This is a genomic window from Azotobacter armeniacus, from assembly GCF_054779355.1.
In genome coordinates, this window is the sequence record NZ_BAAGYK010000016.1 from 1 (window position 1) to 16,481 (window position 16,481).

At 65.7% G+C, this 16,481-nt stretch carries 14 protein-coding genes and 2 pseudogenes; 13 read left to right on the forward strand and 3 right to left on the reverse strand.

Annotated features, from left to right (window positions below):
• Window positions 1–258: 258 nt before the first annotated feature.
• A pseudogene (locus tag ACYVD0_RS03780) lies at window positions 259–1,356 on the reverse strand (CaiB/BaiF CoA transferase family protein).
• A 359-nt stretch (window positions 1,357–1,715) separates the two neighbouring features.
• On the opposite strand from ACYVD0_RS03780, the gene ACYVD0_RS03785 reads away from it, so the two are divergent.
• From ACYVD0_RS03785 to ACYVD0_RS03840, 12 genes are all read left to right on the forward strand, one after another.
• The gene (locus tag ACYVD0_RS03785; protein ID WP_460425562.1) at window positions 1,716–2,888 is read left to right on the forward strand and encodes an NAD(P) transhydrogenase subunit alpha; all 1,173 of its coding nucleotides are present in this window, start codon (window positions 1,716–1,718) and stop codon (window positions 2,886–2,888) included.
• 10 nt (window positions 2,889–2,898) lie between these two features.
• Complete coding sequence (locus tag ACYVD0_RS03790) at window positions 2,899–3,207, forward strand: NAD(P) transhydrogenase subunit alpha part 2 (protein ID WP_460425563.1); 309 nt, start codon at window positions 2,899–2,901, stop codon at window positions 3,205–3,207.
• Window positions 3,208–4,641 (forward strand): NAD(P)(+) transhydrogenase (Re/Si-specific) subunit beta, encoded by a 1,434-nt coding sequence (locus tag ACYVD0_RS03795; RefSeq protein ID WP_460425564.1) that lies wholly within the window; start codon window positions 3,208–3,210, stop codon window positions 4,639–4,641.
• A gap of 237 nt (window positions 4,642–4,878) precedes the next feature.
• Window positions 4,879–5,187, forward strand: coding sequence for a DUF2388 domain-containing protein (locus tag ACYVD0_RS03800; protein WP_460425565.1), 309 nt, complete (start codon window positions 4,879–4,881; stop codon window positions 5,185–5,187).
• A 253-nt stretch (window positions 5,188–5,440) separates the two neighbouring features.
• Window positions 5,441–5,755: a DUF2388 domain-containing protein gene (locus ACYVD0_RS03805; protein WP_460425566.1), complete on the forward strand. Its 315-nt coding sequence runs from the start codon at window positions 5,441–5,443 to the stop codon at window positions 5,753–5,755.
• Window positions 5,752–7,746, forward strand: a complete 1,995-nt coding sequence (locus ACYVD0_RS03810; RefSeq protein ID WP_460425567.1) for a DUF7844 domain-containing protein — start codon at window positions 5,752–5,754, stop codon at window positions 7,744–7,746. Before ACYVD0_RS03805 ends, ACYVD0_RS03810 begins: the two co-directional genes overlap by 4 nt.
• A 30-nt stretch (window positions 7,747–7,776) precedes the next feature.
• The gene (locus ACYVD0_RS03815) at window positions 7,777–8,202 is read left to right on the forward strand and encodes an OsmC family protein (RefSeq protein ID WP_460425568.1); all 426 of its coding nucleotides are present in this window, start codon (window positions 7,777–7,779) and stop codon (window positions 8,200–8,202) included.
• A gap of 182 nt (window positions 8,203–8,384) precedes the next feature.
• Window positions 8,385–9,287, forward strand: coding sequence for an AEC family transporter (locus ACYVD0_RS03820; RefSeq protein ID WP_460425569.1), 903 nt, complete (start codon window positions 8,385–8,387; stop codon window positions 9,285–9,287).
• 179 nt (window positions 9,288–9,466) lie between these two features.
• Complete coding sequence (locus ACYVD0_RS03825; RefSeq protein WP_460425570.1) at window positions 9,467–11,185, forward strand: Na/Pi cotransporter family protein; 1,719 nt, start codon at window positions 9,467–9,469, stop codon at window positions 11,183–11,185.
• A gap of 109 nt (window positions 11,186–11,294) precedes the next feature.
• Window positions 11,295–12,308: a DUF5924 family protein gene (locus ACYVD0_RS03830; protein WP_460425618.1), complete on the forward strand. Its 1,014-nt coding sequence runs from the start codon at window positions 11,295–11,297 to the stop codon at window positions 12,306–12,308.
• Between the two features lie 149 nt (window positions 12,309–12,457).
• Window positions 12,458–12,943 carry an acyl-CoA thioesterase gene (locus ACYVD0_RS03835; RefSeq protein WP_460425571.1) on the forward strand — a complete coding sequence of 162 codons (486 nt, stop codon included), beginning with the start codon at window positions 12,458–12,460 and terminating at the stop codon, window positions 12,941–12,943.
• Window positions 12,944–13,024: 81 nt separating this feature from the next.
• Window positions 13,025–13,435, forward strand: coding sequence for a DUF3301 domain-containing protein (locus tag ACYVD0_RS03840; protein ID WP_460425572.1), 411 nt, complete (start codon window positions 13,025–13,027; stop codon window positions 13,433–13,435).
• 60 nt (window positions 13,436–13,495) lie between these two features.
• Here ACYVD0_RS03840 and ACYVD0_RS03845 read toward each other — a convergent pair.
• Together ACYVD0_RS03845 and ACYVD0_RS03850 are read right to left on the reverse strand one after the other, a co-directional pair.
• Window positions 13,496–14,307 (reverse strand): annotated as a pseudogene (locus ACYVD0_RS03845) (alpha/beta hydrolase).
• Window positions 14,308–14,388: 81 nt separating this feature from the next.
• Complete coding sequence (locus ACYVD0_RS03850) at window positions 14,389–15,348, reverse strand: CobW family GTP-binding protein (protein WP_460425573.1); 960 nt, start codon at window positions 15,346–15,348, stop codon at window positions 14,389–14,391.
• A gap of 118 nt (window positions 15,349–15,466) precedes the next feature.
• On the opposite strand from ACYVD0_RS03850, the gene ACYVD0_RS03855 reads away from it, so the two are divergent.
• The gene (locus ACYVD0_RS03855; RefSeq protein ID WP_460425574.1) at window positions 15,467–15,820 is read left to right on the forward strand and encodes an NADH:ubiquinone oxidoreductase; all 354 of its coding nucleotides are present in this window, start codon (window positions 15,467–15,469) and stop codon (window positions 15,818–15,820) included.
• The last annotated feature ends 661 nt before the right edge of the window (window positions 15,821–16,481 follow it).

The window sequence follows — 16,481 nt, forward strand, 5'->3', positions numbered from 1 at the left end:
CAGCGCCAGCAGGCAAACCCTTGATTTTCAAGGACTTCTGCAGACCCCTGCTCGGGAAGTGGGCGCATTATAGGGCGTCAGTTTTCGGCGTCAACATAAAATTGGAATATTCCTTTTAATTAAATTTTCCATAACGAATGAAGCAATTCAGCCGAGAATTATCCACCCCCTCGTATGGGTAATAGATTGGCGGTCCATCATTTCAATATAGTGCCCAGGATTCGATATAACAGACCAACACGGCACTTGAGAAAGGCACTAGCTAAGCTGAGGCAACATGCGCTCAATCACAACTATCAATTCACCCTCACTCTGCCGCAAATCGGCGATCCGCCCGCCATCAAGCCCTAGCACTTCGGCAAGTACCCATCCAGTGTGCTCTCCAAGCAGCGGAGGCGCCTGTCGATACGAAACCGGCGTGGCGGATAGTCGGATCGGACTGGCCACCTGCGGCACCCTGCCGGCCAACGGGTGCAGCAGTTATATTTGGAGCCCGCGGGCGACGATTTGCGGATCGGCGAATACCTGACCCAGATCGTTGATCTGGTCCACATGGAACGCCAACCACCCTCAACGCAGCCACCCAATCGGCGGTGCTGCGGAACACCGTGACCTGACGAATCAACGGGATCAACTCGCCACGATGGACAACGCGGGCCTGGTTGGTCGCAAAGCGCACATCAAGGGACCACTCGGGATGCTCAGCCACCTCGCAGAAGCTGCAGAACTGCTCATCGTTACCCACGGCGAGGATGAAGCCCCCATCCGCCGTTGGAAAATCCCGGTACGGCACTATGCTCGGATGGGCATTGCCAAATTGGCGCGGCGGCCGGCCCGTCGTCAGATAGTTCAGCGCCTGGTTGGCCAGACAGGCCACCTGCACGTCGAGCAGGGCCAGATCGAAACTGGCCAATGCCGCTCCGCTCGCGGTGACACAGCGCCGCCAGCTCGGCGACGGTGGCATAGAGTCCAGGATGTCGGTCAGGGCCATGCCAACCTTGAGCGACGCATAGTCGAGACCATAGGCAGCCAGTCCGCCAACCTTGAAATTCTCCAGCAACACATCGGAACGAGTGGCCAAATCGCGAATCAGCTGCTGGCCTTCGGGCCGGGTAAGGTCAAGGGTAATAGAGTGCTTGTTGCGGTTGGCCGCGAGGAAGTAGACGGTCTCGGATGTGTCATTACCCTGGGCATCCCTGAGAAAGGGCGGCCCCCAGCGGCGTGTGCGTCACCTACACCAGGGCGTTCGATCTTGATCAGCTCGGTGCCAAGGTCGGCCACAATATGCCCGGCCCAAGGCCCCGCGAGCACTCGGGAAAGGTCAAGCACGCGGATCGGAGAGCGCGCGCCGAGCATGGTAAAGTCCATTCATTCAAATAGCGCGAATACTCCAAAGCCTAGCGCAACGGATCGCCCATCCTAGGGCGTCACGATGCACGCATGCAACCTTTGCACTTTTTCCCAATCCAACAGCCCAGAAATTTTAGATTAAAATAAAAAAATTTAGTTTTTAATACACGGAAAGAGGCAGTCCTCTCCAAGCTCATCTGCCAGCCAAAGCGACAGCGACACGCGGTACTGCCGGAACCGGATGGCACCGACATTGTCGCCCGCCTTCGGACTGGGGCCGACCGGCGTTTTTCTGTGCCCGGCCGAGGCTCCGTCGAGCCTTGGCCCAGGGAAGAAAGTCACGAAATTAAACAAGGAGAACAAACGTGCATATTGGCGTTCCACTAGAAACCCACACCGGGGAAACACGGGTTGCCGCCACTCCAGAAACGGTGAAGAAGCTGGTCAGTCAAGGCCATACGATAACCGTGCAGAGCGGTGCCGGTGTCAAGGCCAGCCTTCCGGACAGCGCCTTCGAAGCGGTCGGTGCGAAGATTGGCGATGCAGGGGCTGCCCTCGGGGCCGACATCGTGCTCAAGGTCGTCACCCCTAGTCCGGCCGAACTGGCGCAGATGAAGACCGGCACAGTACTGATCGGCATGCTCAACCCTTTTGATGACGATAATATCGCGGGCATGGCCGAATGCGGCATTACCGCCTTCGCCCTGGAGGCGGCACCGCGTACCTCGCGGGCGCAGAGCCTCGACGTGCTGTCCTCGCAGGCCAACATCGCCGGCTACAAGGCGGTGATCCTCGCCGCCAACCACTACCCGCGCTTCATGCCGATGCTGATGACCGCCGCTGGCACGGTGAAAGCCGCCCGCGTGCTGATCCTCGGTGCCGGCGTCGCCGGTCTGCAGGCGATCGCCACGGCCAAGCGTCTGGGCGCAGTGATTGAAGCCTCGGATGTGCGCCCGGCGGTAAAAGAGCAGATCGAATCCCTCGGCGCCAAGTTCGTCGACGTCCCCTTCGTGACCGACGAAGAGCGCCAGTGCGCTGAGGGTGTCGGCGGCTATGCCCGGCCGATGCCGCCATCGTGGATGGAGCGTCAGGCCAAGGCGGTGCACGAGCGCGCCCGGCAGGCCGACATCGTCATCACCACCGCGCTGATTCCCGGCCGCAAGGCGCCGACCCTGCTGCACGAGGCCACGGTGCAAGAAATGAAGCCGGGCTCGGTGGTCGTCGATCTTGCCGCCGCACAGGGCGGCAACTGCCCGCTGACGGTTCCTGACGAGGTGGTGGTCCGCCATGGCGTAACCATCGTCGGCCACAGCAACCTGCCGGCCCTGGTGCCGGCCGACGCCTCCGCACTCTACGCGCGCAACCTGCTGGACTTCCTCAAGCTGGTGGTCGACAAGGACGGCCACTTTCACCTCGACCTGGAAGACGACATCGTCAAGGCCTGCCTGATGTGCGAAGGCGGCCGGGTCGTGCGGACCAACGGCGGCGCGCCCAGTCCCTCAGCCGCCGTACCGCAGGCAACGAAAGAAAACGCATAAGGACAAGAACATGGATCTGATTTCCGACGGGCTCTACAACCTGATCATCTTTGTGCTGGCAATCTATGTCGGCTACCACGTGGTGTGGAACGTCACACCCGCCCTGCATACCCCGCTAATGGCAGTGACCAACGCAATTTCCGCGATCGTCATCGTCGGCGCCATGCTCGCCGCAGCACTCACCGAGACAGGCCTGGGCAAACTGATGGGCACCCTCGCCGTGGCCCTGGCCGCGGTCAACGTGTTCGGCGGCTTCCTGGTCACCCGGCGCATGCTGGAAATGTTCAAGAAAAAAGCGGCGAAGGCGGAGATTAAATAAATGAGCATGAACCAGATTACCCTTCTCTACCTGATCGCCTCGGTGTGTTTCATTCAGGCGCTGAAGGGCCTATCGCACCCGACCAGCTCGCAGCGCGGCAACCTGTTCGGTATGGTTGGCATGGCCATCGCCGTCCTCACCACCCTGGCCCTGGTGTTCAAGCTGAACGCCGAAATCGCCGGCAGCGGCATCGCCTTCGTCATCCTCGGCCTGCTGCTCGGCGGTGGCGTCGGCACCCTGATGGCCAGGCGCGTCGAAATGACCAAAATGCCCGAACTGGTCGCTTTCATGCACAGCATGATCGGTCTGGCTGCGGTGTTCATCGCCATTGCCGCCGTGCTGGAGCCCCAGTCGCTGGGCATCGTGCAGGCCATGGACGCGCCGATTCCGGCCGGCAACCGCCTGGAACTGTTCCTTGGCGCGGCGATTGGCGCCATCACCTTCTCCGGTTCGGTGATCGCCTTCGGCAAACTCTCCGGCAAGTACAAATTCCGCCTGTTCCAAGGCACGCCGGTGCGCTTCCAGGGTCAGCACCTGATCAATCTGCTGGTCGGCCTGGCCATCCTCGGCCTTGGCCTGATCTTCACCTTCAACGGCAACGCCGGCGCCTTCGCCCTGCTGCTGCTGCTGGCCTTCGCCATCGGTGTGCTGCTGATCATCCCCATCGGCGGCGCCGACATGCCGGTGGTGGTGTCGATGCTCAACAGCTACTCGGGCTGGGCCGCGGCCGGTATTGGCTTCTCGCTGAACAACTCGATGCTGATCGTCGCCGGTTCGCTGGTCGGCTCGAGCGGCGCGATCCTCTCCTACATCATGTGCAAGGCGATGAACCGCTCGTTCGTCAACGTGCTGCTCGGCGGCTTCGGCGCCGACGCCACCGCCAGCACCGAGGCCTCTCAGGAACAGCGCAGCGTCAAGTCCGGCTCGGCGGACGATGCTACCTTCCTGCTGTCCAATGCCGACAGCGTGATCATCGTTCCCGGCTATGGCCTGGCGGTGGCCCGCGCCCAGCATGCACTGAAGGAGCTGGCGGAGAAGCTCACCGAGCACGGAGTCGACGTAAAGTTCGCCATCCACCCGGTCGCTGGCCGCATGCCAGGGCACATGAACGTGCTGCTGGCCGAAGCCGAGCTACCCTACGAGCAGGTCTATGAAATGGAGGACATCAACTCCGAATTCGGCCAGACCGACGTGGTGCTGGTGCTCGGCGCCAACGATGTGGTCAATCCGGCGGCAAAGAACGACCCCAAATCGCCGATCGCAGGCATGCCGATCCTGGAAGCCTTCAAGGCCAAGACCATCATCGTCAACAAGCGCTCCATGGCCAGCGGTTATGCGGGCCTCGACAACGAACTGTTCTATCTGGACAAGACCATGATGGTGTTCGGCGACGCCAAGAAGGTGCTCGAGGATATGGTCAAGGCCGTTGCCTGAAGCCTTTGCGCCTACCCTCCGAACCGGTCCGCGATAGCGGGCCGGCAAACGCCCCGACTTGTTCGGGGCGTTTGTCTTGTAGCGATGCATAACATCAATCGGCCCCGGGCGAGCGTCGATGTCGGACTGACCGGCCCCGGAGGGCTTGAACTAAACTGCGCCGACCAGCGATGGAGCTTTCACAGGCCGTGCTCTGCAATGCGCCCCTCCACTTGCCAAGCCGGAAGGAGTTTCCCCATGTCCCGTCTGCATCTGTTCGGCGCAGCTGCACTGCTGCTTGCGGTCACCAGCGCCTCTGCCACTAGCTTCATGGTCACCACCGACACCACCGTCGATGCCCTGGACGCCACCACGGATATCACATCCTCGCCGTTCAAGGACGACAAAATCGTCCGTGCCGCCCACCCCGATGCCGCCAGATTTGTCGCCAGCGACGGCGCCATCCGCGGCGCACGTCTGGAGGCTGCGCTCGTGCATATCCGTAGCAAGCTGCCACAGCTGGCCGCCAGCGACATGCAATTGGCCCAGGCTATCCTCGCCCTCTGAGCGTCCAGCCGCAGCCCCTCGCCGGGAGAGCACAGCGGCGGCAGCTAAGCCAGCCCGGCGAATCCATCTCCACATGGGAATGACATTCGCATTACCCGCCTATCCCGGGAGACTGGCCCGGCCGGGTGGATTCCGTTATTTTTCCGCCCCGCGACTACCGGCTGTCGCTCAGGCGCGCCCGCCGTCGCTCCACAGGCATTGCCCCGAACGCCCAGCCTATCGAACGCTTCCTGCCGTAACCGAGATATTCACCATGCGTCATTCCCTGCTCGCCATCACCCTGCTGCTGCTCAGCGCCGCCGCTCAGGCCCAGACCCTGAAGGCCACCAGCAACATCGTGGTGCGCGCCCTCGACCGCTCCATCGACTTCACCTCCGACACCACCACCTCGATTCGCGACATGAAGGTGGTGATCGATGCCCGCGACGACGCCGCCAGCTTCGTCGCCAGCGCTGGCGCAATCCATGGTGCGCAATTGGAAGCTGCCCTTGGCGCGATCCGCGAACTCCTGCCGGAAACCCGCGAGGTCAGCGACCAGGCCTTGGCAGAAGCCATCCTCGCCCGGTGACCAGATTCGGCGCTGGGCTATTCAATGCAGCCCTGCTGTTGACCAGCACCGGCCTGTATGCCGAACTGCGCCTCACCCTGCACGCCGAGGACCTGAGCGAGGCTCAGCGCCAGGCCAGCCAGACGCTGCTCGACGAAGCCCAAGCCGCCCTGCCACCGCCTCTGCGCGAACGACTGGACCGCACCGTGGCGGTGCGCTGGAGCGAGCACCTGTCGGAAAACGGCTACGGCCGCGCCAGCCGCCCCGACCGCCTCGAACTTAACGCCCGCCTCCTGCCGGGACTGGCCGACGGCTCGGCGGCCAGCGCCCGGACCGGCCGCCCCCACGGCACGGTACGCCGCGAACTGTTGGCCACGGTACTGCACGAACTGGCCCATCTCTACGACCGCAGCCGCGCCTGGACGGCGGAGCACCGGTTGCTGCTGCAGCGCTGTCACCAGCAGGCCGGCAGCCTCGGCCCGGTCGGTCTGGCAAAGCGCTGCCGCGGCCAGACCGCGCGCCGCTTCACCCTCTCAGACGACCCGCGCCTGCTGGATCTGGCCGGCTGGCAGCAGGCCGTTGGCCGCCGTGGCGAGCGCGAGCGGGAAAACGGCCAGGTAGCGCGCAGCCCGGACCTCTACGAACTGAGTAACCCCCGCGAATTCGTCGCGGTGAACCTCGAGTACTTCCTGCTCGACCCCGCCTATGCCTGCCGGCGCCCCTCGCTGTACCGCTACTTCAGGGATCACTTCGGCTGGGCGCCAGCGGCACGCGCAGAGTGCCCGCCGACCTATCCCTACCTCAACGCCGGCCGCGACTTCGCCCGCCGGCCCCTCGGCCAGCTCGACCCCGAACGGGTCTATGAGGTCGACTACCTGTTCGCCGAGGCCAACGACAACTGGGTCAGCCGCTGGGGCCACAGCATGCTGCGCCTGGTGATCTGCGCTCCCGGCCGGCCGCGCGGACCGGCCTGCCGGCTGGATCTGGACCAACATCTGGTGCTCTCCTACCGCGCCTTCGTCGGCGACGTGCAGCTCTCCAGTTGGGACGGCCTGACCGGCAGCTACCCTTCACGCCTGTTCGTCCTGCCACTCAATCAAGTGATCGACGAATATAGCAAGGTCGAGCTGCGCAGCCTGGCCTCGGTACCGCTAAAACTCACCGACGATGAACGCCGCACACTGGTCGAGCGCGCCGCCGAACAGCACTGGAGCTACGACGGGGACTACTGGTTCCTGTCCAACAACTGCGCGGTGGAAACCCTCAAGCTGTTGCGCGCCGGCACCGCCCGCGCCGAGCTGGAAAGCCTCGATAGCATCATGCCCAATGGGCTGCTCGACCTGCTGGTCGGCCGCGGCCTGGCCGACCGCAGCCGGCTGGACGATCCGCAGGAGGCGCTGCGCCTGGGCTACCGCTTCGATTCCTTCCGCGAGCGCTACCAGGCGATGTTCGCGATTCTGCGCCAGCGTCTGACAGTGCCCCAGGAAAGCGTCGAGGACTGGCTCACGCTGCCTGCCAGCGAGCGTCAGCCTTGGCTCATCCGCGCAGATCTGCGTGCCAGTGCCGCCCTGTTGCTGCTCGAGCAGGCGGCCATGCGTCGCCAACTGCTGCTCGCCCAAGAGGAGCTCAAGCAGCGCTACCTCAGCGGCCGCGGGGAGGATAGCCGCAATCCCAGCCTGGCCCGGGCCGGCGCCACCCTGGACAAGATCCTCGCCAACAGCGGCTTCCTGAGCCGCCCGGCGGAGCTACTCGACGGCAGCTACGGCCTGCCGCAGGCCGGTGAATGGGCGCGCCTTGAAGAGCAGAGCACCGCCCGCCACCAGGGACTGCGCCAGCTCAATGACGACCTTGACCGGGAGTTGCGCACCCTGCTGCTGCCCGGGCGTCTGGCCGAACTGCAGGCCGTCGAAGCCAACCTCCGCCAGCTCGGCGAGCACCTGCGCGCCCTGCACAGGGCTGCCGATGGCCTGCAACTGCCCGGCGCCGAACTTGTCCGTCCTGCACCCCTCTGATGAAAACACTCACTCAACGGAGGACACACCATGAAAAGGACTGGATCGGCCGTCTGGCAGGGCAACCTGAAGGAAGGCAAGGGCAGCGTCAGCACCCAGAGCGGCGTGCTCAAGGAGCAACCCTACGGCTTCAGCACCCGCTTCGAAGACCAGCCCGGCACCAACCCCGAGGAGCTGATCGGCGCGGCTCATGCCGGCTGCTTTTCCATGGCGCTGGCCAAGATGCTGGGCGATGCAGGCCTGACCCCCGAGCGACTGGAGACCCAGGCCGAGGTCAGCCTGGAGAAACAGGGCGATGGCTTCGCCATCACCGCCGTCGACTTGACTCTCAAGGCCCGGGTGCCGGGCGCCACGCCCGAGCAATTCGATGAAATTGCCAACAAGGCGAAGGAAGGCTGCCCGGTATCCAAGCTGCTGAATGCCCGAATCAACCTGAAGGCCTCCCTGGAAGGCTGAAACCGGGGCGGCCTTGGCTGCGAAACCCCTACCCCGGGGACTTCGCGGGCAAGCCCGCTCCCACACGGGCCTGTAGCCTGCCCCGGCACTCCAGGCAAGGCCGTGCTTGTGCACATCGAGCGCTTGCCTCACGTCCCTCCCCCTGTCCAAGATGGCCGGTCTCGGAACGTCTGGGGATTTCCATGCCCGCCCTGCTGCTGGCCCTCTGGCCGCTGTTCGCCCTGATCGTTGGCGGCTATCTGCTGCGTCGCCAGGACCTCCTCGGCGAAGGCTTCTGGCCCGGTGCCGAGCGGCTGAACTATTTCATCCTGTTCCCTGCCCTGCTGTTCCACAGCCTGGCCGGCGCGCCGCTGGACAACCCGGCCCTGCCGCGCCTGGCGGCGGCCGTGCTGCTCGGTCTCGCGCTGGCCTGGGCCGCCCTGCTGCTGGGACGGAGGCTGCGCGGCTGGCCCGCCGCGCGCTTCGGCGCCCTCGCCCAGGGCCTGCTGCGCTTCAATACCTATCTTGGCCTGGCTGCGATCGGCAGCCTGTTCGGCCCGCCGGGCCTGGCCCTGGCCGCGCTGATGCTGGCGCTGCTGGTGCCGACGGTGAACCTGCTGTCAGTCTGGGCGTTGATCGCCGAGCGCGGGGTCAATGCCCGCATGCTGCTGCCGATTCTGAAAAACCCGCTGATCCTCGCCTGCCTGGCCGGAGCGCTGGTCAACCTGACAGGATTGGCGCTGCCCGCCGGCAGCGACCGATTGCTGTCCCTGCTCGCCACGGCCAGCCTGCCGCTCGGCCTGCTCTGTGTTGGTGCCGCCCTGCAGCCGCGGGAACTCGCCGGAGAGCTACCGACACTGGCCTGGAACTGCGCTCTACGCCTGCTCGCCATGCCGCTGCAGGCCTGGGCCGTGGCCCGCCTGCTCGCCCTGCCGCCCCTGGAAAGCACCGTGCTGCTTCTGTTCTTCGCCCTGCCCACCGCTCCTACCGCCTACGTGCTGACCCGCCAACTGGGTGGCGACGGCCACCTGATGGCCGGCCTCATCACCCTGCAGACACTTCTGGCTGCGGCCAGCCTGCCACTGGTGCTGACACTGCTGTCCTGACCCAGACAGAGGCCACACCGTCTCCTCCCACGCCCAGCAGCTCCTCCTCTTTCGGCGAAGCGGAGCACTTTTATGACAGAAATATGATATGAATCAAAAAAAGGCGCCCCAAGTGTAATCATCGCTATAGGTGAACACGTTGGCGTCCCTCATTGTCCTATTGCCAGAGGGACCTCAGCATGCTAACGCTGCTTCACCTGCTGTCTGCCATCGCCCTGCTCGTGTGGGGCACACATATCGTCCGTACCGGCATCCTGCGCGTCTACGGCGTACAGCTGCGCTGGCTGCTCAGCCACAGCATGCGCCGGACGCCCCTGGCCTTCCTCGCCGGCATCGGCGTTACCGCGCTGGTGCAAAGCAGCAACGCCACGGCCCTGCTCGCCAGTGCCTTCGTCGCCGAGGGGCTGATGGCTCTGGCCCCCGCGCTGGCGGCCATGCTGGGCGCGGATGTTGGCACGGCCGTGATGGCGCGGGTGCTGACCCTCGACCTATCCTGGCTGTCGCCGCTGCTACTGCTGTGCGGCGTGAGCCTGTTCCTTTCGCAGAAGCAGACTCCCGCCGGCCAACTCGGCCGGGTGGCGATCGGCCTCGGCCTGATCATGCTCGCCCTCGAGCTGATCGTCGCGGCCAGCGAGCCCATCACCCATGCCCAGGGACTGGGACTGCTGTTCGCCTCGCTGACCGGCGATCTCCTGCTGGCAGCAGTGATCGGCGCCCTGTTCGCCATACTCACCTATTCCAGCCTGGCCGCGGTGCTGCTCACCGCAACCCTGGCCGGTGCCGGGCTGATCGGTCTGCCGCTGGCCATCGGCTTGGTGATCGGCGCCAACATCGGCAGTGGCGTGCTGGCCTACCTCAACAGCAGCCTGCTGGCCGCCGCCGGACGGCGGGTCGCCCTCGGCAACCTGCTCTACAAGCTGCTCGGGCTGCTGGTGCTGCCGCTGCTCGACCCGCTGGTGGCCTGGATGCAGAAGCTGCCGCTCAGCCTGCAGGATCAGGTGATCGGCTTCCACCTGGCCTACAACAGCCTGCGCTGCCTGCTGCTGCTGCCCAGCGTCACCCCGATGGCGCACCTGTGCACCCGGCTGCTGCCGGAGCGGGCGACGGAAAAAAGCAGCATTGCCCAGCCCCGCTACCTGGACCCAGACGCCCTGCCCACACCGACCCTGGCGCTGGCCAATGCGGTGCGCGAGACCTTGCGCATCGGCGATCTGGTCGAGCAGATGCTCGGCCATCTGCAGAGCGTGTTGCTGGCCCGCCAGGCCGAGGCGGGCCGCGAGATCCGCCGTATCGAGGAGGAGTTGGACACGCTCTACGGAGCAGTGAAGCTCTATCTGGCCAGGCTGCCGAGGGAGGCGCTGGACGAGGCGGAAGATCGCCGCTGGGCGGAGATCATCGAGCTGACGGTCAACCTGCGGCAGGCCGGCTACATCCTCGGCAAGATGCAGCGCAGAGCCGAGCGGCGGAGCATTGCCCGCATCGATCTGGAGGAGCTGGCAGAACTGCATGCCGAACTGCTGACCAACCTGCGTCTGGGGCTGAGCGTGTTTCTCTCCGGTGATCCGCGCAGCGCACGCCAGCTGTTGCGCCAGAAGCGCCGCTTCCGCATCCTCGAGCGGCGCCTGGCGCACGCCCATGTCGACCGCCTGCACCGCCAGGTGCTGCACAGCCCCGAAACCGGCTCGGCCCACCTGGAGCTGCTGGAGGACATGAAGCGCCTCAACTCGCTGTTCTGTTGCAGCGCCTATGTGGTGCTGGAGGCCGAGGCCCAGGCCGCCGACCGCCCGGACGAGAAGCCCGAACGCGACCGGCTGGATGGCGAGCTGCGCCGCCTGCTGCTCGACGACACGGCGAACAGACCGGCCAGAGGGGCAGCGGAAGGCCCGGCTGCGGGCTGAGGCCGAAGCTCGCTGGCCGACAGGCAGGCGACCGGGAGGCGGGGGTCACCGAACACATCGTGCGACTAGAATTCGTCCTCCACTCCCCGATGATGTCGTTATGCAGCTCATGCAGTCCTGGAAAACCCGCCTCCAGCAAGTGATCGCCCTGGCCAGCCGCTATCCCCGCCTGCTCGCCCTGTTCGGTTTTGCCTCCGGCCTTGCCAGTTTCCTCCTGGTCGAGCGCAAGGAAAGCCTGGCCGGCCTCATCGCCCTGGTGATGCTGATGGGCTGGGCCTGGCTGCTGCTGGAAAACCTGCTGACCCGCAGCCTCAGCCGCTGGTTCGGGCTGGATCTGCCGCCGCCGCTACTGCGCTACGCGACGCAGATGATCCACCAGGAAAGCCTGTTCTTCGTCCTGCCGTTCTTCTTCACCACCACCACCTGGAACAGCGGCCAGGCGGCCTTCACCAGCCTGCTCGGCCTGGCCGCGCTGGTGTCGATCGTCGACCCGCTGTACTACCACTGGCTGGCGCCACGGCGCTGGGCATTCATGGCCTTCCACTGCCTGACCCTGTTCGCCGTGCTGCTCACCACCCTGCCGCTGATCTACCAGCTGGCGACACCGCAAAGCTACCGGCTGGCCCTGGCCAGTGCCGTACTGCTGGCCTTCCCCAGCCTGCTCGGCGCGCTGCACGGACAGAACTGGCGGCGCCGGCTGGCCCTGCTCGGCCTGCTCGCCACCCTCGGCGGCACCGGCTGGTGGGCGCGCGCCTGGGTACCACCAGCCACCCTGTGGCTGAACGCAGAGGCGGTGACCCAGGAGCTGGATGGCCGCAACCGCGAACCGGGTGCCAGTCTCAAGCGCATCGGCCTGGCCCAGCTGCAGACTCGAGGCCTCTACGCCTATACCGCGATTCATGCTCCACGCGGGTTGAACGAGCGCATCTACCACGTCTGGCGACACGCCGGCCGGGAAGTGGACCGCATCCCCCTGGAAATCCACGGCGGCCGCCAGGAGGGCTACCGCGCCTGGAGTCGCAAGCAGCGCTTCCCCGAAAACGCCCTCGGCCGCTGGGAAGTCCGCGTGCAGACCGAGGGCGGTCAACTGATCGGCGTGCTGCGCTTCCGGGTCATCGAATAGCCCCACGGTGGTCTGAAACGGGCGTCCCAGACAGCCAGACGGATTTTTTCGTCAATAGCATGGCAATTAGCTGCAGGCAAATCCTGCTCAATTCGGTTATCGTTGCGGCATTCCGTCCCACCCCACCCTTAGGCTACTAGGAGATCCCTATGGAATATGCTAATGCGCAGTTGACGATGACCGTATTGATGACACCGGACATGGCCAACTTCTCCGGCAATGTGCACGGCGGCACGCTGCTCAAGCTGCTCGACGAAGTCGCCTATGCCTGTGCCAGCCGCTACGCCGGCCGCTATGCGGTGACTCTCTCGGTGGATCAGGTGACTTTCCGCCAGCCAGTCCACGTCGGCGAGTTGGTAACCTTCCTCGCCTCGGTCAACTATACTGGCAGCTCATCGATGGAAATCGGCATCCGGGTCGTCACCGAGAGCATCCGCGAGCGCACCGTACGCCACACCAACAGCTGCTTCTTCACCATGGTGGCCCTCGACGAAAACCGCAAGCCCACCCAGGTGCCGCCACTGCAGCCCACCACGGAACAGGAAAAGCGCCGCTACGAACAGGCCAAGCGCCGCCGCGAGCTGCGTCAGGAGCTGGAAACACGCTACCGGCAGATCAAGAACAAGGCCTCTTAATATCCAGACGACGGATGCACAGGCGTCGACCGGCGGATCGACTAAGCTGGGCTCGACGTCACAGGTAAAACAACAACAATCATGCTGACTCTCGCCAACCTGTTCATTCTGTTGCTGCTGGCAGGCATCGGTGCCTGGCTGTGGCATACCCATGGTCTGCGTGAGCGGGCCTTGGCCGCAGTCAGGCAGCACTGCGCGAAGACGGGCGTCGAACTGCTCGACGACAACGTCGCCCTGCGCAGTTTCGGCCTGCACCCCGACGCCCGCGGCCGCCAGCGCATGGCACGGATCTACGACTTCGAGTTCACCGTCACCGGCGAACAGCGCTACAATGGCAGCATCGTCATGTTCGGTCGCCGCATCGCCCGCATCGAACTGGGTGCCCATCCCTTCCCCGCACCACTGCGGCCCCCCCCTCAATCCGCCGAGGTGATCCAGCTCGACCAATGGCGCCGCAAGCATCCGCTGCACAAGCACCACCACCACCACTGAAGCCCCCTCCCCGCAAAACGCCGGCACTCAAGTCGAAGCCTCCCGCCCCGCCCTCCCCCCTCATTCCTGCCGTAGAAGAAAGCCAGCCACCCGCTCAGCGCTCTCCTCGGGCCAGGCCTGCATGAAGCAGGGCGGTGACGTGAGGATTCATGGCGCACCAGCGCGCTGTCGAGCGAGCGATGAAGGGGAAGCTGCGCTGGCCGTTAAGCAGCAGGGGCGGTGCCCCCCGGCCAGCGCCAAGCACAGGCGGCGGAGGAAGGAGTTAAAGATCTCGACTTCCCGAGTCGGCCGGCATTTCAGTTCGACCCCGCCGCCCGCCGCCTCCGGCACGCAGCGCCGCATCGCTCCAGCCCTTGAAGACGCCGCGGCCATGCAGGCAAGCGTAAGCCGTGACCGCGATCCGACCAGTGCCAGGGTGTTGAAACGCTACAGCCCGAAGAGCTCGGAAAAACCCAGCGCGCCAATCATCGCCCGACCGAACAGCGCCGGGTCGAGCAGCACTGCGCGGCGGAACAGCAGCGGCTCGCGGGCCAGAATCAGGCAGCTCAGCACCCTGCCGAAGCAGTGCCCGCAGGCGTAGCGCGACACCTCGCCGAAACGCCCACGACCGGCCTGGAAGGCCTCCAGCGCCAGCTCGGCGGTACGGTTCCAGCCCTGGACGCGGCCACCGTGGTCGCTGTCGTCATGCCCCTGGACATCGCACAGCCAAAGGTCGAAGGCCGCGACCAGCACGCGCAACAGCGGCTCGCAGGTCCTGCCGCAGAGACCGTTGCCGTGCAGGGAGTGCAGTAGCGGCCTGCCGCTTGGCGCATTGTGCCAGCCGCGCAGGGTAAAGCCGGCCGAGGTGCATGGGACCTGGGATGCAGGATCATGCGCATCCTCCATGGGTGGAGGAGGACGGTCAGTGTAGCCGTCCGTCACGGTGCACTTTCACGCGCAAGCGGCCGCGGGTCTCAGTCGGGCAGGCGACAGGCCTCCATCCCAGCCTTGATCGCCGCCTCGTCGCGCACCGCGGCGAAAATCAGCTCCAGCCGCGAATCCCTGCGCCACTCGCTGGGCTGCCAACGGATCGGCTCACCGTTCAGCGCGTTGCCGGACAGCCAGCCGGCCTCGGTGCGCAGGACCAGCTTGGCACGCCGCCAAGCCAGTCCGGCCAGCCAGCGCTGGACACGCCGCAACTCGAAACGCTGGCTGGCATGCCAGCGCCAACCGATGCTCCAGCCCTCGGCCCGATCCTGGGTGGCGCAGACCGGCCGCCTCCAGTCGAGCCAGACCGTCTCCAGCGCCGGTGACCCGGCCGGCAGCTCGGCGCCCGGCTCGGCGCGGGCGGCCAGCCCTGGCAGCAGCGCCAGCGGCAGCGCACCCTGGCAGGTCCAGTAGAGCGGACGCGGCGGCAGTCGCTCGGCCAGCCACGCACGGGCGGGCTCGTCCAGCGCTTCCGCCTTGTTCAGGACCAGCAGCCCGGCCGTCGCCAACGCCTCCGCCTGGCTCGGCGGCAATGCCTCGCCGGCGGCCAGAGCAACGGCATCCAGCACCAGCACAGCGGGCTGCAGCGTCAGCACCCCGGTCCAGGGCGGCTCGCCTAGCTGGCGCCATAGCTCGGCCGGATGACCGAGTCCGGAGGGCTCGATCAGCAGGCGGTCGGGCCGAGCCTTGCGTAGCAGGCGCGCCAGGCCGACCTGAAAGGGGGCGCCGCTGACGCAACACAAGCAGCCGCCAGCGACTTCGGCGAAGGCAATGCCCTCCGCGCTGGTGTCCAGCAGCGCGACGTCCAGGCCGATCTGGCCGAATTCATTGATCAGCACCGCCCAGCGCTCGGCAGCCGGCCTCTGCGCCAGCAGCTGGTGGATCAGGCTGGTCTTGCCGGCGCCGAGAGGACCGGCGATCAGGTGGGTGGGAATGTTCTTCAGCATCCGGGCATGGTGAGGCTTTTTGCACAGAGCGGGAAGCCCGTCGCGGCAGAGCCGCCCGTTGGCGCGGCGGGCAGCCGCGGCGTGCTAGAGTCGCGCGCCCGTCACGGAGGAACCCCTCATGCGTCTGCTCCTGCTGCCCCTGTCGCTCGCCCTGTCCGGCCAGGTCCTGGCCGATGCCTGCACGGTGCACAGTCGAGGCGAGCGGGTCGAGGTGCGGATCTGCCAGGAAAACCGCAGCATTCCGGCCAAGCTGTTCCGTGAAGGCTTCTGCCAGCCGCAGCTGGCCGGCCAGAAGGTCAAGGTGAGCTTCGCCGAACACTGCCCGCAGGGCAACTTCGGCATCTGCCGCGAGGCACGGGTTGAGGGCACTCCTTATCGTCAGGACATCCACTACTACGGCGTCGGCAGCGATGCCCGCTATCTCAAACCGTTCTGTGAAGGCCGCAGCGGGGGCCGCTGGGTCGCCCCCTAGTCAGCCTCCGGCAGCAGCGATCGCGCCTATCAGGTGCGCAGCAACAGCGGCGAAGTGAAGACCGTGCGCTCCCTCAACCGCCGCTTCGCCGTCGGCGAACAGGTCGAAATCCGCGGTAACCGCCCGCATCCCAAGGCGACCGACAGGTCCGCCGCCCTGGCCGACGCCAACGATGGCGGGCGCCCCCTGCGCCGAATGCTTCTCCGGCCCGGGCCTCCGACCGGGCCGTTTCCACGACATCCTGCCGGCCACAGCCGGCCCCGGATGCCAGAGGGCCCGCAGCACAAGCTCCTCGGCAAACGCCCCCAGCCGCTCCCGCCGCGCCAAGCGGCTCCGCCCCGTACCGCCTGACGCGGCAAGACCACTGCCGCCCCCCGCTCGAGCCCCCAAACCCCATACACCTCGCCACGGCAGCAGGCCCTGCGATCGATCAGTCCTGTCCGGCCGCCGCCGAACCCGAACGGGAGCAGGCTGCAGATGCACGAATTCGGTGGGATTTTCTAATCGGGATCAAGGAAAGCGCCCTCTTCTGGAGGAATCCCGACAAACGCCCGGGCGCCATTGCAACATTTTGTCGCCTATCCAGGCTGACATATTCGCCAAGTGCTTGATTTTTCAGAATCAACAAGACCTGGCACACTTCATGGATATTCATGAGCAG

Bases quoted from the DNA above. Each gene is read 5' to 3' on its own strand.
- ACYVD0_RS03790 (WP_460425563.1), top strand. From the start codon at position 2,899: ATGGATCTGATTTCCGACGGGCTCTACAACCTGATCATCTTTGTGCTG.
- ACYVD0_RS03795 (WP_460425564.1), top strand. From the start codon at position 3,208: ATGAGCATGAACCAGATTACCCTTCTCTACCTGATCGCCTCGGTGTGT.
- ACYVD0_RS03800 (WP_460425565.1), top strand. From the start codon at position 4,879: ATGTCCCGTCTGCATCTGTTCGGCGCAGCTGCACTGCTGCTTGCGGTC.
- ACYVD0_RS03805 (WP_460425566.1), top strand. From the start codon at position 5,441: ATGCGTCATTCCCTGCTCGCCATCACCCTGCTGCTGCTCAGCGCCGCC.
- ACYVD0_RS03815 (WP_460425568.1), top strand. From the start codon at position 7,777: ATGAAAAGGACTGGATCGGCCGTCTGGCAGGGCAACCTGAAGGAAGGC.
- ACYVD0_RS03820 (WP_460425569.1), top strand. From the start codon at position 8,385: ATGCCCGCCCTGCTGCTGGCCCTCTGGCCGCTGTTCGCCCTGATCGTT.
- ACYVD0_RS03825 (WP_460425570.1), top strand. From the start codon at position 9,467: ATGCTAACGCTGCTTCACCTGCTGTCTGCCATCGCCCTGCTCGTGTGG.
- ACYVD0_RS03830 (WP_460425618.1), top strand. From the start codon at position 11,295: ATGCAGTCCTGGAAAACCCGCCTCCAGCAAGTGATCGCCCTGGCCAGC.
- ACYVD0_RS03835 (WP_460425571.1), top strand. From the start codon at position 12,458: ATGGAATATGCTAATGCGCAGTTGACGATGACCGTATTGATGACACCG.
- ACYVD0_RS03840 (WP_460425572.1), top strand. From the start codon at position 13,025: ATGCTGACTCTCGCCAACCTGTTCATTCTGTTGCTGCTGGCAGGCATC.
- ACYVD0_RS03850 (WP_460425573.1), bottom strand. From the start codon at position 15,348: ATGCTGAAGAACATTCCCACCCACCTGATCGCCGGTCCTCTCGGCGCC.
- ACYVD0_RS03855 (WP_460425574.1), top strand. From the start codon at position 15,467: ATGCGTCTGCTCCTGCTGCCCCTGTCGCTCGCCCTGTCCGGCCAGGTC.